Raw genomic sequence first — 14483 nt, 5'->3', positions numbered from 1 at the left:
ACCCTCGATGCGCCCCGATCCGGTGATGGCTGTCGATTCCCAGATCGCGGACCTCACGGTACTCGCGCAGCGCCTTGTCGGGATTCGCCGCGAAGGTGGTGTCGGAGCCGATCTCGGGGACCAGATAGTGGTAGTTGGTGTCGAACCACTTCGTCAGTTCGAGCGCCGGCTCGGCATCGACGCCCCGGGCCATCGCGAAGTAGGTGTCGAGATCGCCGAGGCCGAGGCGGGCGAACCGGTGCGGGATCGCGCCGACAGCGACGGCCGTGTCGAGCACGTGGTCGTAGTAGGAGAACGTGTTCGACGGGATCGCATCCAGGCGCGCGTCGCGCAGCGTCCGCCAGACCTCCTCCCGTAGTGCGGCAGCGGTCGCCGCCAACTTCTCGGCGTCGATCCGGCCCGCCCAGTAGGCCTCGACCGCCTTCTTCAACTCGCGGTGCGCGCCGATGTGGGGGTAGCCGAGCACTGTGCTCTGCCCGAATGAGGTTGTCACTGTGGTCCTTCCCTCGAGGTGCCTGGCGGCCACGGGGGAAGGGGAAGGCGGGGTACGGCTGTCGCGTACCGGCTTTCCGCCCTGGCCCTCCCGAGAGGCCGCCGACGGCGCGCACCGGCGGTACGCGCAGTGCGGGCAGGTCTTCGGACTCGCGGGCACGACCGGATCCACCCGGTCACCTACTGGCCGTCGCTTCCCAGACCTCGCGGTCCAGTGCTTCGTTGACGGCTGTCGTTCCCACTCACCGCTGCGGGGCAGTCCCGGATTCGCACCGGGTTCCCTCTTACGGCGCCCCACTCGCGCGGCGGGGGGCGCACCAGCGCCGTTGTCCATCGTATGGGGCGGCGGGCCGACGTGGTCGGTGTGTCCGCCCTGCGGGACAGCAAGCCGTCGCGGCAGCGGAGTGCTTGCGTGCGACGAGAGGGTGACGAGGGGCTAGAAGATGGGCCGGGTCGCGGTAGTCGTGGTCGGCGGATGCGCGCCGCCGAACCCGGTCTGAACCGCCCCGGGTGGAATGGTCGGTGCCGCCGACGAGGTAGTCGCCTCTCTCCGGCGCCGACGGCTGGCCCTGGCCCCTACCGGCGCGGCGCGGAACGCACGGACCGAGGGCTCTGCACCTGCCCGGCCGCTGGTCCGGCAGGTCGGCCAGCCGGACGGGCACCTGCCTTCGCCGTAGCGCTTGTCGTACTGGGCCACCGCGCGAGCGCGGGGGCAGACGAGGCCGTACCGGCTGGCCGTACGGGATGAATCACCACGAGGGCACCTGCCTCTGCCCCGGGGGGAGTGCGGCCAGGCGTCGGCGGCGCCGTGAGTCATCGCCCCCGCCGCACGTGGCGTGGGCGATGTCGGCATCGGCGATCGCGGACCGGCCGGGCTCGTTCCACGCCGAGGTCGTCGCACGGTCGCGGATTCACCTGTCGGCGGCATGAGAGGTTGCAACAGTGGTCGGGTGACCAGCGGAAAGGATGAGGTGGCCGGAGCCGGGCTGGGCGTCCGGCGAACCCTGGTCGCGACGCACGGCGGGGTGACGCGAGCCGAACTCTTCCTCGATCTCGTGTTTGTCTTCGCCTTCATGAACGTCGCCGGCCTCATGGCCGCGCGGTCGGCCTTCGACGCGCTGGTCCAAGGCGGGCTCGTGCTCCTGCTGCTGTGGCGCAGTTGGGCCGGGTACGCCTGGGTCGGAAACCTGGTCCGGCTCGACCGCGGGATCCTGCCAATCGTCATGTTCATGGTTGCGACCGCGCTCCTGCTGGTCGCCGTCGCGATTCCGGATGTGTTCGTCGACCGGCACGCCGGGCTCTCCGCACCTCTCGTCTTCGTCGTCGGCTTTCTGAGCATCCGAGCCGTGTCGCTGTTGATCATCATGCGGAGCCGGCGACGCTCGACGCAGCAGTCGATCGCACCCGCCCGCAGGCCTGGCTACCCCTGGCCGCCAGCGCCGTCCTGCTGCTGTGCGGGGCGCTGCTGCCCAGCCACCTCGCACCCGGACGCAGCGCCGGGCTGCTGCAGATCCTGCTCTTCGCGTTGGCGACCGCCGTCGACTACGTCGGGCTGCGCGCTCCAGGCACCGGCAGTTGGCAGCTCAGGTCGGTGCGGCACTGGGCAGAGCGGCACAACCTGATCATGCTGATCGCCTTGGGCGAGACGATCATCTCGATCGGCACGAGCCGGGGGTTCGCCGGCACACCCGCGATCACCTGGTCCGTGCTCGCCGGCTCCGGGCTCGCGCTCCTCGTCGTGGCGTTCCTCTGGTGGGCGTACTTCGACATCGCGGCGCTCGACGCGGAACAGACGCTGGAGTCCGTCCCCCACCACGCCCGGTCCCGGCTGGCCCGCGACGCGTACACCCTTTTGCACCTGCCGATGATCGCCGGGCTCATCCTGGTGGCGTTCGGGCTCAAGCACGCGCTGGGCGCCACCGAGATCGACACCGCAAAGAAGTGGGACGCCCCGGCTCTGTTCAGTCTCTACGGCGGGGTCGTCCTGTACCTGCTCGGGTTGGTGGCGTTCGAGTGGCGCATGGTCCGGCGAATCGGCCGGGGTCCGCTACTCGGCATCGTCCTGGTCGCGCTGCTGGCGCCGGTGGCCCGCACGGTGGAGGCCGTGGCATCGCTCGGGATCCTCGCCGGGGCCCTGGTCTGCGTGGTGCTCGCGCATGTGACGGTGCTCCGGAAGCGTCACCGCGGCCTGCACCGGGTGGTCGCCGTGGCGGCCGGGCGCGAGGTCGAGGCCACCCCGGAAGACCTGTTCCTGGACCTCGTGTTCGTGTACGCGTTCATCCAGGTCACTGTCCTCATGACCCGGCACCCGGGGGCGACCGGCGTGTTCCACGGGCTGGCCGTCCTCGCCCTGCTCTGGTGGTCCTGGATCAACCACACCTGGTACACGACTGTGGTGCGCGGGTCGGCGAACGTCCGGCGGTTGATCGTGCTCACTGAGGTGACCCTGACCCTGATGCTCGGGATCGCCACGCCACAGGCGTTCAGTCACGTGCCCGGAGGGTTGCCCGGTCCCGCGATCGTCGTCCTCACGTACGTGGCGGTGCGCGTCCTGCAACTCGCCGCGCTCTGGATCCCGCTCCGGCGAGACACCGCGCTGCCCACGGCCGTGATACGAGCCGCCGCGCCGACGTGTGTCGCCGCCGTACTGCTGGTGGGCGCCGTGCTCGCCGGCGGGGCCACCGGCCCGGCGACACCCCTGAGCACAGCGCTCTGGGTGGCCGGCATCGCCGTCGACCTGAGCAGCGGCTATCTCACCGGAGCCCGCAACTGGCAGCTCGGTCAGGTGAGCCGGTGGATGGGCCGCTACAACCTGATCATCCTCATCGCGCTCGGCCAAGCGGTGATCTCCACCGGAATGGCCGTCGCCGGCCTGCCCGCCTCCGGACCCGCGCTCCTCTGCGTAGCACTCGGCGCTCTCCTGCTGTCCGCCCTCTGGTGGACCTACGTCGGCACCGACGTCGTCATCGGTGAACGGTTCACCGAGCTGACCACGCCGCGGCAACGTGGAGCTCTGGCCCGGGACGCCTACACGTACCTGCACCTGTTCCTGGTCGTCGGCCTCGTCCTGGTCGCCTTCGGCCTGCGCACATCGTTGGCCATACCCGGACAGCTCGGCCCGGCGACGCCGGCCGGGCAAGTCATTCTCGTGTGCGGCCTAATCGTCTTCCTGCTGACCGACCACCTCGTGTGGCGGCGCGCACGCCGTACCGTGACCCGCCCCCGGGCCCTGACCCTGTTGGTCGCCGCGCTTGCTCCGCTGACCATCCTGCTGCCGGTGCGGGAGGCGCTGATCCTGCTCATCCTAAGTCTGTCGTCCGTGCACCTGCTCGCCCGCACGACCAGACCGCGGCCCGGCAGTCACCCCGCCCGCGGCACGTGAGCGCGAAATTCGCTGCCCGTGATCGCAGTAGCCCGCGCATCTTCCACCAAGCCGCGGATCGCCGGGTGCCGCCGGCCGGGTTGGCGTCTATAAGCTACTGGCGGAATGACCGCGCCAAGTCCTGACCTGTCATCGGCCGGCCGCCCCACTCGGCGGCGACGCGGTGCGGGTCGCCGGTACGGAAGTCCGGCGGCTCGTGGAGCAGGAAGTCGCGGTGGCTGATGTTCCAGGCGTACGCGCCGGCCATGGCGAACACCAGCACGTCGCGGACGCCCACCGGCCCGGCGTGCGTCGTGCGGGACAGCACGTCCTTCGGTGTGCACAGTTGCCCGACTACAGTGACCGGCCCGCCGTCGGTGCACGGCCCGTCACCGCTGTACCGCTGGTGCACGGTGAACGGCTGCGCATGGCCCTTGGCCGCCGGTGTACGAAGGTGGTGGGTGCCGCCCGCGACCACTGCGAACCACTCGCCGTAGGAGCGTTTCACGTCGATCACCTCGGTCAGGTACGCCCCGCAGTAGGCGGTGACCGACCGGCCCGGCTCGACGCGAAGCCGCACCCCCGGATACGCGTCGCACACGCCGGCCAGTGCCCGCCCGTAGCTGGCCCAGTCGAAGCGGGCTGCCGGGTCCACGTAGTCGACTGCCATGCCACCGCCGACGTCTACCTCCCGGGCCCCGACCTCGCTGACCGACCAGCGGACCACGGCTTCCGCCACCATGGCGGCGAGCGGCGCGTCCAGTCCGCTGGCCAGGTGGACGTGCACGCCTCGCACCTCGACCCCGGCCGGTGGACGGCGGGCGCAGGCCACCGCCTCAGCCGGGTCCATTCCGAACGGGCTGGGACGCCCGCCCATCACCAGGCTCGCCCCGGGCGCCTCCAGTGGCAGGTTCACCCGCAGCAGCACCCGCGCCCGCACCCCGGCGGAGACCGCCAGCGCGCCAAGGCGGCGCAGCTCGGCCGGGGACTCCACGTGGATCCGGGCCACCCCGGCGGCGAGTGCCGCGGCCAGATCCGCGTCGGTCTTGCCCGGACCGGCGTACGCGGCAGCCGCCCGCTCGGGCAGCACCTGGGCGAGGCGTCGCAACTCGCCCCGGCTGGCGGTCTCGAAGCCGTCGACGACCGGTGCCAGCGTGCGCAGCACGTCCGGCTCCGGGTTCGCCTTCACCGCGTACAGCAGCTCGACCTCCGGCGGCAAGGCGGCGCGGATCGCCCGGGCGTGCCCGGCCAGCGCGTCGAGGTCGTGGACATAGACCGGCCGGGTCACGCGCGACCGCCGAGAGGGTTCGGCACCGGCACGAACGGCGCTGCCCGGTCCGCATCTCTCCGCCATCGCACCAGCAGGTTCGCCTTGGCCACCAGCGGCTCACCGGCCAGCAGGGCACGCAGCTCGGGCGGCTCGCCCAGGTCGGCGGCTACCGCGGCGACCACGTCCCGCACCTCCCGCCACAGGGCCGGTTCGATGCCCGGCCGGGCGTCGGCGAGAGCGCCGCTGATCCCGGCCAGGTGGTTGACGAACAGGCAGTAGACGACGCGCTGGCGGGCCTGGAGGGCGTCGTACCCGACCTGCCGGGGCAACCCCGGTGGCCAGCTCGTCCATCGGCTAATGTCCAGCTTCACCCCCTCCAGGTCGCGCAGCAGCATTCGCACCGGGCAGCCGTCGGCGTCGCGCACCACGAGGACGTTCTGGAGGTGCGGCTCGTGCACCACGCCGTGCCGCAACCACGCATCCAGCACGGCCGGCACCAGCAGCCCGACGTAGCGCCGCCACCACGCCACCGGGTCTGCCGCGGATAGCGGCGCGGCGGCCAGCGCCGCCGCTAGCACCGCGGTCTGCTGGGGCCGCAGATGGGCGCGCAAGCCGGTGCGCAGGATCGTCCCGTACGCCTCGTCCGCGCCGGCCGCGTCGATGGTCCGGTACGCGGGTTCGGCGAGCATCGCCACGCCGTCGGACAGCGGGATCCCGGCAAGCAGCCTGGTCAGCGCGACTGCGGCGGTCAGCTCGTACCGGGCGTTCTTGCGCAGGCAGTTGGTGATCCGCACGTGCAGGCTGGTCTTGACGAACAGGTCGGCGTCGGGAGAGTAGAGCGTGCGGACGCTCGCGGTCGGGCGGACCGGCGCCCCGGCCAGGCCGAGCCGGCGCACCCGGGGATGCGTCGGCGGCACCAGCGTCACCTGCCACGGGTGTACCGGCAGCACCCGGTGCCCGGCCGGTGGGCGCGGCGGTTCCAGGGCGGCCAGCATCGGGTCCACCGGCCCGGCCTCAGCCACTAGGTCGTCCGGCACGGCCAGCCAGTGCAGCCGGAACTCGGTGCGCAGTTCCGGCGCGTACGCCTGCCATTCGTCCGGGTCGCCACTGCGCCACTTGGGGGTGGGGTGGTGCGGGTGGCCGAGGACGAGCGACTGCTCGGACGCCACGTAGGCGTCGATCGCCGGGTCGCTCGTGGGATTGAGGTCGGCGGCCGGCCGCCCGGCCAGCAGGTGGGCCACCGTGTCCCGGCTGGCCCGTACCTGGTCGAGGAACTCGGGGTTGTCGTGGCCGGTGCGCGCGGTCAGCTCCGCGGCGACCAGACTGGCCAGCCCTTCGGCGTCCAGGTCGCGCCACGGGCCGCCGTCGGGCCGGTGGCGCACCGGACCGGTGTAGCGATGCGTGCCGACCGGGGACAGCCGGGCCGCCGTGCAGCGTAGTGTCACCCCGGTGGACGGCAGCCAGACCTGCACCACGTCGCCGGTGATGGTGACGTCGGCGGGGGTGGCGACCTCGCGGGCCAGGCAGCCGAACACGGCGTGAGCGGCGGCCAGGTCCGCAGGGTGGGTGTGCCAGGCTGCCCGGGGGCGCAGTCCGGTGCTGGTCATCGCGTCTCCCGCAGATAGTTCGGACCGGTGTGCCGGTAGAACTTGTTCACGTCGGCGCATCCGAGCCGCTGCTTCGGTAGCAGGGTGCCGGCGGTGACCATCGCCTTGACCGGAAGCCGTTCGGCGCGCAGCACCCGTTCGGTGAACTCCCGCGCCGCCAGGCCATCGCCCCACCGGTCCCGGGCCGCAATGAGTCGCGGGGTCAGCGCGGCGGCCGGCGTCGGCACCGGGACCCCGCGGGCGGCCAGCGCCAGCAGCGGCGCAGCGGCGGCCAGGTGAAGGGTGATGGTGACGAACACGTCGGCCAGTTCGCCGGGGTCAGTGACCCACATCCGTGCGTCCCGCAGTGTCACCGCGCCGCGGTGGCGCGGGTCGAGGCGGGCACCGTCGTCGTCCTTGTAGAGCAGGCCGATCGTCCCGTCCGGCGCGAGGAGCAGGTGAATGTTCTGCGGGTGGGCCTCCAGCGCCACGCCGTACCGGAGCCACAGGCAGACGTGCCAGTCGAGCAGCAGGTCCAGGTAGGCGTCGAGCACGGCCTGTGGACGGCCGCCGCCGATGCGCTCCAGCACCGTGCCGGACTCCGGGTCCGGCGCGGCGAGGGCCGCCACCGGCACCACCCGGGTGCTGGCCAGGTCCCGGGGGAACCGGCGGAGCAGGAAAGCCCGCCGGTCGTCGTCGCCGACGTGACCGAAGGTGCGCTCGTCGGCATGCCGGATCCGGCCCGCGAAAGCGGGTTCGGCCGCAGCGGTCCGGTCGAGCAGCCCGGCCACCGCCGCGCCGTCGGCCAGCGTGGCCGGCCGCAGGCCGCGCCGGTTGCGCGCGCCCAGTGTGGCGGTGGGCAGCGGTAGCTTCAGGTGCGTGTACGGGTCGTCTGCGAGCGCCACCGTGCGCATGGAGAGTGTGGGCCGCACTGTCACCACCGGCCGGTCGGTCACCGGCAGCGCGTGCCGCGCCGCGGTGAGCGGGTGCACCGGCAGCAGCACGTCGCCGGCCCGGTCCGCGGCCGGCCACCACGCCGGCAGCGGACCGGTGAGCCGTACCGCCGTCCGGGGGGCGACGTGCCAGCGCAGCGCGAAGCGGGGTGCGTGCTCCGGGGCGTACTGGGTCAGGTCGTCGTCGCCGAGACCGTGCCGGCAGCGGTCGGTCGGGTAGACCGGATGACCGGCGTGCGCGGCGAGCACGTCGTCGAGCAGTGCCGCCGGCATGCCGGCCGGCGTGGTCACCCGTTCGGCGGCCACGGCGGTGGACACCGCCGGCCGGGACCGGGTGGCGAGCCGACGGGCCCGCAGGTCGGCGTGGCACTCGGCGATGAACGTCTGCCAGCCGGCCTCGGCCTCCGGGTCGTCGACCGGGGCGAGTACCGCGAGCAGAGCGTCGAGGGTGTCCACCCGGCGTTCGCGGCCCTCGGCGTCGCGGACGTCAAGCATGGCGGTCGCGCAGCGCAGCGTCGCCTGGAAACCGTCGGCGCGGACCGGGATGCGCAGCAAGCCGCCGGCGTGCGGTACCTCCCACCGGCCGGTCACGGTGAGCCGGCCGCGCCGGAGCAGGCCGATGTGGTCCTCGCGCAGCAGCGCGTCGAGCACCCGGACGAAGACCTGCTGCTCGCTGTGGTCGGTCATCCGGTGATCGTCCAGCTCAGGTCGTCCCGGAACGCGGTGAGCGCGGCCCGGACGGTGTCGGGGTCGGGTCCGATGCCGTGCAGCGCGGCGAGGTAGTCGCGGTTGGTGCCGGTGCGCTCGGCGACCCGGCCCACCTCCCGCATCGGACGGCACGACAGCCGCACTCCGTTGTGGACGGTGTCCACGGGCCTGGGCGCCGCCGTGAGCCGGCCGGACTGGTCGGCGCAGACGTACTCGACCCGGGCGTACCTGTTCAGGGCGGCCGGGTCGGGCAGGTCCAGCGCGGCCAGTGGCTCGCCGAGGTGCAGCCGGATGACGTGGGCGAACAGGGGCACGCCGAGCAGGCCGGTGAGGATCAGGTCCATCCGGTCACCGATGAGCCGGTCGTTCACCTCGATCAGCCGGATTCCGTACGGCCGCACGACGTACTCGGTGTGGCAGGCGCCGAAGCCGACGCCGAGCGCGTCGAGCAGCGCGCGGAGCCTGGCATCGTGGGCGGGAGGTGGAGGCGCCCAGTCGAGGCTCACCTCGGTGAAGGTCGGTGGTGGGCCGAGGCCGGTGCGCCAGCCGCCGAGCACCGTCAGCGATCCGCTGTCGCCCAGCGTGTCGTAGGTGCGCAGCTCGCCGGCCAGGTACTCCTCGACGATGAGCGCCACCTCGGGCCGCCGCCGCCGGATCGCGGTGACCTGTGCGGCCAGCTCGCGCCGGTCGGTCACGAGGTAGGCGTCCTCGCTGGCCACGCCGTCGCGGGGCTTGAGTACGGCGGGAAAGAGGTCGGCCGGGACCGTAGGGGTGGCACCCGGGTCGACGGTGACCGCTCGGACCGGGTCCAGTCCGGCTGCGGCGAGCGCGCGGCGCATGGTGGCCTTGTCCTTGCAGCGCCGAGCCGCCTCCGGGTCCTTGCCCGGCAGGCCGAGCTTGCCGGCGGCGACAGCGGTCGCCTCCTGAAGGTGGTCGCTGTTGGACAGCAGCGCGGCGGGCGATTCGGCGGTCGTGGCCGCGACGATCGCCGCCGGGTCGCGGACCGCGCAGTGCCGCACCGGCACGTCGGCTGGCCATTCGGCGGGCCGGTCGGTCAGCACCGTGGCCGGAAGGCCGAGCGCGTTCGCTGCCGGGAGGAAGCCCTCCAGGACGGCGTCGGTGGGGTTCAGCGCGGTCAGGTAAAGGTGCATCGAACCTCCTAGACCGAACCGGCATTTAGGGCAGCCTACCCTAAATGTGTGGCTTTGTGGAGATTGACGGACGCCGGCCCTCGGCGTGCCAACCGATCGGCACGCCACAGCAGTGCGGCGGCAACCAGACCACCGACCAGGACAGCGACCGCGCCCACCGTCTGACCGGTCCGCAACGCCTCGGCGAAGGCGGTTGTCACCGCCTCCCGGTCCGGGCCGGCGGCGGCCAGCGTGGCCGGGAACGAGCCGGCGCCGGCCAGCGCAGCCGGCAGCAGCGCGCCGAACCGGGCGTTGAGCACCGCGCCCAGCACCGCCACCCCCAGACTGCTGCCGACCTCGGTCATGGTGCCGTCCACACCGGCTCCGGCACCGGCTTTGTGGGTGGGGATCGCGCTCATCACTGCCTCCACGATGGCCGGGTTCGCCAGGGCGCATCCCGTACCCATGACCAGCAGCCCTGCCAGCAGTGTGGCGTAGCCCTCGGACGGACCGTGCGTGACCAGCGCAAGTCCGGCGGCCAGCAGGGTCATGCCGACCGCGATGGCAGTCGGCAGGCCGAGCCGGCGGATCGTCAGCGCGGCCACGCCGCCGACGTTGAGCGCCACGATGGACAACGCGAACGGTGCCATCCGCAGCCCCGCCTCCCAGGCCGGGTAGCCGCGGACGAACTGAAGCTGCTGGGTGAGCAGGAACAGTGCCCCGGTGGCGCCGAACGTGATCAGCACGACGCCGCAGACCGCGCCGACGAAGCGGCGGTCCCGGAAGAAGTGCATATCCAGCATGGGGTGGGCGCACCGCCGCTCCCAGCCGACGAACAGCGCCAGCAGGAACACTCCTGCTGTGCCCACGCCGAGCACCGGCGCCGACGCCCATCCACGCTCGGGACCGGAGATGATCGCCCAGACGATCGCGGTCAGGCCGGCGGTGGACAGCGTCACCCCGCCCAGGTCGAGGCGTCCACCGGTCGGGTCCCGCGATTCCGGGACCAGTATCCGGCCGGCGAGCAGGCAGACCACCACGATCGGGACGTTCACCAGGAAGATCGCACCCCAGGGCAGGTGAGCCAGGACGAGTCCGCCGATTGGTGGCCCGGCGGCGAAGCCCAGCGCGCTGGTCGCCGCCCAGATGCCGATCGCCCGGGATCGCTCGGCGGCGTCGAAGACCTGCATGGCAACGGCCAGGGTGGCGGTGGCGAGCAGCGCACCGCCCACTCCCATGCCGGCGCGGGCGGCGATCAACTGCTCGGCAGTGCGGGCGAGCCCGGCCGCCGTGGAGCCGAGACCGAACAGCGCCAGCCCGACCAGCAGCATCCGTCGCCGCCCGTACCGGTCGACGGCGCTGCCGGCGCTCAGCAGCAGCCCGGACAGCATCAGCGCGTACGCGTTGATCATCCACTGGACGTCGGCCGTGCCCGCGTCCAGCTCGACCGTGAGCACCGGCACGGCCACTGTCAGCACCGTATTGTCCAGCACCACCACGAGCTGGGCCAGGCAGAGCACCGCCAGGATCAGCCAGCGGTGCGGCACGGCGGCCGGCGGCGCGGCGGCCCCGTCCGCGCTCGCGGTCGGCAGAGCGCCGGGTGCCGGGCCGACGCTCGTGGAGTCGAGCGTCACGGTGTCGGCACCAGCGACGATCCGAGACGGCTGAGCGGTTCGGCCGAGGTGCCGGCGGCCCGCAGCGCCGCAGACGCGGCGTCGTTGGCAGCGGCGCGGCCGGCACCGGCGAGCGCGGTGCCGGTCGGGCTCCCGAGCGAACTCATGCGGCTTCCCAGCGGTAGTACGGACAGGATGCGCGGCGACTGCAGCCTCACCTGACGAGCAAGTCTGTCTGGGGGTGAGCCGCCCGGATCGTCGGCCCGGACGGCGGGAACCGGCGCTGGTGCGTCACGCCCACCGCCACCCCGGCGGCGACAAGCACCAGCGACGCCAGCGCAACGGCCGGGTAGCCGAACCGGTCGGCGGCGGTGAGCCCCAGCGAGGCGGCCACGAACGAGCAGACCAGCCCGAACGACGACAGCACGGTGAAGTCGGTGCCGCCGCTGCCTGGCCGGGAGTAGTCCATGTTGACCGTGTAGAGCACGTGTACGCGGCCAGGAAGAAGCAGAGCGCGGCGACCGTGCCGCCTAGCGGCGCGCGGCCGTTCATCAGCGGCAGCAACGCCACTGTGGATAGAGCCAGAGTGACCCCGCCGGCCACCAGCACGCCGGCACGCCCGAAGCGGCCGATCCCGAGACCGGCGATCAGGCCGGCCGCGATCGCCGGCACGCTGGTCACCACGCCGGTGACCACGCCGATCCGGCCCAGCGACCAGCCGGCGTCCACCAGTGCTGGCGTCACCAGCGCGTACGCCATGCCGGCGCCCACGTAGACCAGCGGCACCACGCCGAAGGTCCACCACCGGCAGCCGGGCTGCCCGAACACCGACACCAGCGCCCGGTAGGCCCCGCCGATGCGCACGATCCGATCGGTGCGCTCCGGTTCCCGGAACCGCCACACCACAAGCAGCCCGATCGCGGTCAGCGCGGCCAGCAGGCCGACCGCCGCAGCCCAGCCGAAGCGGTCGTACACCAGCACGCAGACGCCGCCGCCAAGCAGGTTACCCAGATAGCTGGCCGCCACCTGGATGCCGTTGCCGGTGCCCCGCTCCGACGCGGCCAGCAGCCGCACCGCGACCGCGTCGACGGCGATGTCCTGGGTCGCGGAGAAGAACACGAACACGGCGCAGACGGCGATGACCGGACCCAGCTGGTCCGCGAGCCGGGAGAAGGGCAGCAGCGCCAGCAGAGTCAGCACCAACGCGGCCTGGAGCACCAGCAGCCAGGAGCGGTAGTGGCCGCGGCGCCGGGAGCCGTAGCGGTCGAGGAGCGGCGCCCAGAGGAACTTGACAGGCCAGATCAGGCCGACCACCTGTAGCAGCGCCAACGTGTCCAGCGAGGTGCCGCCGTCGCGCAGGATCGCGGTCAGCCCCACCGTGATGAAGCCGATGCCGAGATACTGCGTGACGTAGAGCGCGGTGAGCGTCCCGAGGCGGCCCATCAGACGGCACGCCAGTACGCGAGCGCAGTGAGCTGGTGCTTGCCGACACCGAGCGTGCGCCGCAGGTGCCGGGTGATGCCGCGAGTGCTGGCCGCCTCACAGGCCACCCAGTAGTGCGCGGTCCCTACGGCGGGCAGCGCGGTGCAGACGGTGTCGACCAGGTGCCGGCCGTCGTCGCGGCGGCGCACCCACGTCACGTCGTGGTGGGCGCGGGCGCGCAGGGCCAGCGCCTTCTCGCCCTCGTGGGCGTACTCGAGCCAGACCGTCGCCGGGATGTCCGCGCCGGCGTCGAGGAGGCTGTTGACCGCCGGCAGCGAGGCCGCGTCGCCGACCAGGTAAAGGTGTTCGGGCACCGGGTCGGGCAGCGCGAACGCACTGCCCTGCACGGTCGCGTCGATGGTGTCGCCCACCCGCGCGGTGGTCGCCCAGCGGGCGGCGCAGCCCTCATGCACGGCGAACTCGAGTGTGAACCGCCCGGTGGCCGGGTCAGGATCGACGAGTGTGTAGGCCCGTTGGTGGGCCCGTCCGTCGTTGTCGAACCAGAGCCGGATCCACATCGTCGGGTGCGTGCCGCAGGCCGCCAGCAGCCCGCCGTCATCAAGGAGCAGGCGCTGGTAGTGCCCATCGACCGACTCGGTGCCCAGCACGGTGAGCCGAAAGTCCCGGCCCCCCATGGCCTTGAGCACCAGGCCCTCCCAGTTCCGTTTCACGAGCCCCTCCATGTAAGGTCACCTTAGTTAGGTGAGGATAACCTAAGTTGACCAATTGAGGGAACCGGCACTCCCGGGCTGGCGGGTGATCCTCGCCGAAACGACTGCGAGGGCTGAATACCCGCAGCGTCCAGGGCGTCTCCGGCGCCTGCTGACGCACAGCAGGCCTGGGCCAACTGGGCCGTCGGCGACCTGATCCCGCTGCCCACGAACCGCTACCCCACCCTCGCCGGAACACCCGAAGGAGGACACGATCGTGATCTACCAGGAACAGATTCCCGACCTCGGCGACCTGACGCTGGAGCCGGTGCGCCCCGACCAGCACGCCGAACTGCTGCACGGCTGGGTCACCCTGCCCCGCAACGCGTTCTGGGGAATGGGTGGACACAGCCTCGACGACGTACGCGAGATCTACACATTCCTCGACGGGCTGGACACCCATCACGCGTACCTAATCCTGCTCGACGGCGAACCGGTCGGGCTGTTCCAGACCTACCAGCCCGAGGCGGACCCGGTCGGTGAACGCTACCCAGTCCAGCCCGGCGACGTCGGGATGCACCTGCTCCTCAACCCGCCCCGGCGCTACGCCCGCGGCCTCACCACCGCCGTCGGCCCGACCCTGGCCCGCTTCCTCCTACGAGATCCCGCCGCGCAGCGCATCGTGGTCGAGCCGGACGTGCGCAACGAGGCAGCGCTGCGACGCCTACGAACCGAGGGCTTCACATTCGCCTCCGAGATCGACATGCCGGACAAGCGGGCACAACTGGCGTTCCTGACCCGCGAGCGGTTCGAAGCGAACCACCAGCAGGCCTGATCCAGGCGCCCCGGCCAGACTCACGGTCGCACCCGCAGGCGCACTTGTCGAGGGCGCCTTGTCGCGTCGAGCGACCGAAAGCGCTCAGCGCACGGCACCGTCGGAGGCCGCCGCGGACGCCCGGAGTCCGCCACGTCCGGCAGAACCGTGCCTGGGCCGCGATCACCCGCCGACCGTTGTCGGTGAACAGACCGCACGCCACGCTGACGGGCGAGGTCGGCAGGTGCGTCTACGTGGCGAACGCGGCAATGCTCCCTCGAAGTACGGGGTGACCTCGCGCGCAGGACGGCGGCCAGCTCGTCGGCGAGCGTGGTCTTTCCGGCTGCGGGCGGCCCGTCGACGGCGACCCGCGTCGGGTGCGCCACTGTGACGGACCCGACTGCGTCGGCCAGGAGGGCGATCA

The 14483-nt window shown here is 72.5% G+C and carries 10 protein-coding genes, 2 pseudogenes and 1 riboswitch; of the genes and pseudogenes, 3 read left to right on the top strand and 9 right to left on the bottom strand.

What is annotated here, in order from left to right:
- Nucleotides 1-493 (bottom strand): annotated as a pseudogene (locus ABD52_RS31925) (5-methyltetrahydropteroyltriglutamate--homocysteine S-methyltransferase); the annotation flags it as partial.
- Nucleotides 494-609: 116 nt separating this feature from the next.
- Nucleotides 610-829: riboswitch (cobalamin riboswitch) on the bottom strand.
- Between the two features lie 589 nt (nucleotides 830-1418).
- Here ABD52_RS31925 and ABD52_RS41775 point away from each other — a divergent pair.
- A pseudogene (locus ABD52_RS41775) lies at nucleotides 1419-1826 on the top strand (low temperature requirement protein A); the annotation flags it as partial.
- A gap of 92 nt (nucleotides 1827-1918) precedes the next feature.
- Nucleotides 1919-3874, top strand: coding sequence for a low temperature requirement protein A (locus tag ABD52_RS41490; RefSeq protein WP_368665023.1), 1956 nt, complete (start codon nucleotides 1919-1921; stop codon nucleotides 3872-3874).
- Nucleotides 3875-3968: 94 nt separating this feature from the next.
- Here the strand turns inward: ABD52_RS41490 and ABD52_RS31915 are convergent, their stop codons facing one another.
- From ABD52_RS31915 to ABD52_RS31885, 8 genes are all read right to left on the bottom strand, one after another.
- Nucleotides 3969-5141 (bottom strand): alanine racemase, encoded by a 1173-nt coding sequence (locus ABD52_RS31915; RefSeq protein WP_013476163.1) that lies wholly within the window; start codon nucleotides 5139-5141, stop codon nucleotides 3969-3971.
- Nucleotides 5138-6730, bottom strand: coding sequence for an IucA/IucC family siderophore biosynthesis protein (locus ABD52_RS31910; RefSeq protein ID WP_047894189.1), 1593 nt, complete (start codon nucleotides 6728-6730; stop codon nucleotides 5138-5140). Before ABD52_RS31910 ends, ABD52_RS31915 begins: the two co-directional genes overlap by 4 nt.
- Nucleotides 6727-8349 (bottom strand): IucA/IucC family protein, encoded by a 1623-nt coding sequence (locus ABD52_RS31905; protein ID WP_047894188.1) that lies wholly within the window; start codon nucleotides 8347-8349, stop codon nucleotides 6727-6729. The genes ABD52_RS31910 and ABD52_RS31905 overlap by 4 nt, the downstream gene beginning before the upstream one ends.
- Nucleotides 8346-9521 carry an acetyl-CoA carboxylase biotin carboxylase subunit family protein gene (locus tag ABD52_RS31900; protein WP_047894187.1) on the bottom strand — a complete coding sequence of 392 codons (1176 nt, stop codon included), beginning with the start codon at nucleotides 9519-9521 and terminating at the stop codon, nucleotides 8346-8348. Before ABD52_RS31900 ends, ABD52_RS31905 begins: the two co-directional genes overlap by 4 nt.
- A gap of 35 nt (nucleotides 9522-9556) precedes the next feature.
- Complete coding sequence (locus tag ABD52_RS31895) at nucleotides 9557-11092, bottom strand: MFS transporter (protein ID WP_047894192.1); 1536 nt, start codon at nucleotides 11090-11092, stop codon at nucleotides 9557-9559.
- 38 nt (nucleotides 11093-11130) lie between these two features.
- Nucleotides 11131-11280, bottom strand: coding sequence for a hypothetical protein (locus tag ABD52_RS39925; protein WP_013476158.1), 150 nt, complete (start codon nucleotides 11278-11280; stop codon nucleotides 11131-11133).
- A gap of 124 nt (nucleotides 11281-11404) precedes the next feature.
- A complete protein-coding gene (locus ABD52_RS31890; protein WP_082171431.1) occupies nucleotides 11405-12556 on the bottom strand; it encodes an MFS transporter in 1152 nt (383 codons plus the stop codon).
- Nucleotides 12556-13266 (bottom strand): siderophore-interacting protein, encoded by a 711-nt coding sequence (locus tag ABD52_RS31885; protein ID WP_047894191.1) that lies wholly within the window; start codon nucleotides 13264-13266, stop codon nucleotides 12556-12558. The genes ABD52_RS31890 and ABD52_RS31885 overlap by 1 nt, the downstream gene beginning before the upstream one ends.
- Before the next feature lie 256 nt (nucleotides 13267-13522).
- Here ABD52_RS31885 and ABD52_RS31880 point away from each other — a divergent pair, with 256 nt between their 5' ends.
- Complete coding sequence (locus ABD52_RS31880) at nucleotides 13523-14080, top strand: GNAT family N-acetyltransferase (protein WP_047894186.1); 558 nt, start codon at nucleotides 13523-13525, stop codon at nucleotides 14078-14080.
- Nucleotides 14081-14483: the final 403 nt, after the last annotated feature.

This window comes from Micromonospora sp. RV43, assembly GCF_001029515.1.
Taxonomy (GTDB): Bacteria; Actinomycetota; Actinomycetes; order Mycobacteriales; family Micromonosporaceae; genus Micromonospora; species Micromonospora aurantiaca.
This window is presented reverse-complemented; position numbering and strand designations above follow the sequence as displayed.

Coding starts and splice junctions, on each gene's coding strand:
- ABD52_RS31910 (WP_047894189.1), bottom strand. CDS start 6,730: ATGACCAGCACCGGACTGCGCCCCCGGGCAGCCTGGCACACCCACCCT.
- ABD52_RS31905 (WP_047894188.1), bottom strand. CDS start 8,349: ATGACCGACCACAGCGAGCAGCAGGTCTTCGTCCGGGTGCTCGACGCG.
- ABD52_RS31900 (WP_047894187.1), bottom strand. CDS start 9,521: ATGCACCTTTACCTGACCGCGCTGAACCCCACCGACGCCGTCCTGGAG.
- ABD52_RS39925 (WP_013476158.1), bottom strand. CDS start 11,280: ATGAGTTCGCTCGGGAGCCCGACCGGCACCGCGCTCGCCGGTGCCGGC.
- ABD52_RS31890 (WP_082171431.1), bottom strand. CDS start 12,556: ATGGGCCGCCTCGGGACGCTCACCGCGCTCTACGTCACGCAGTATCTC.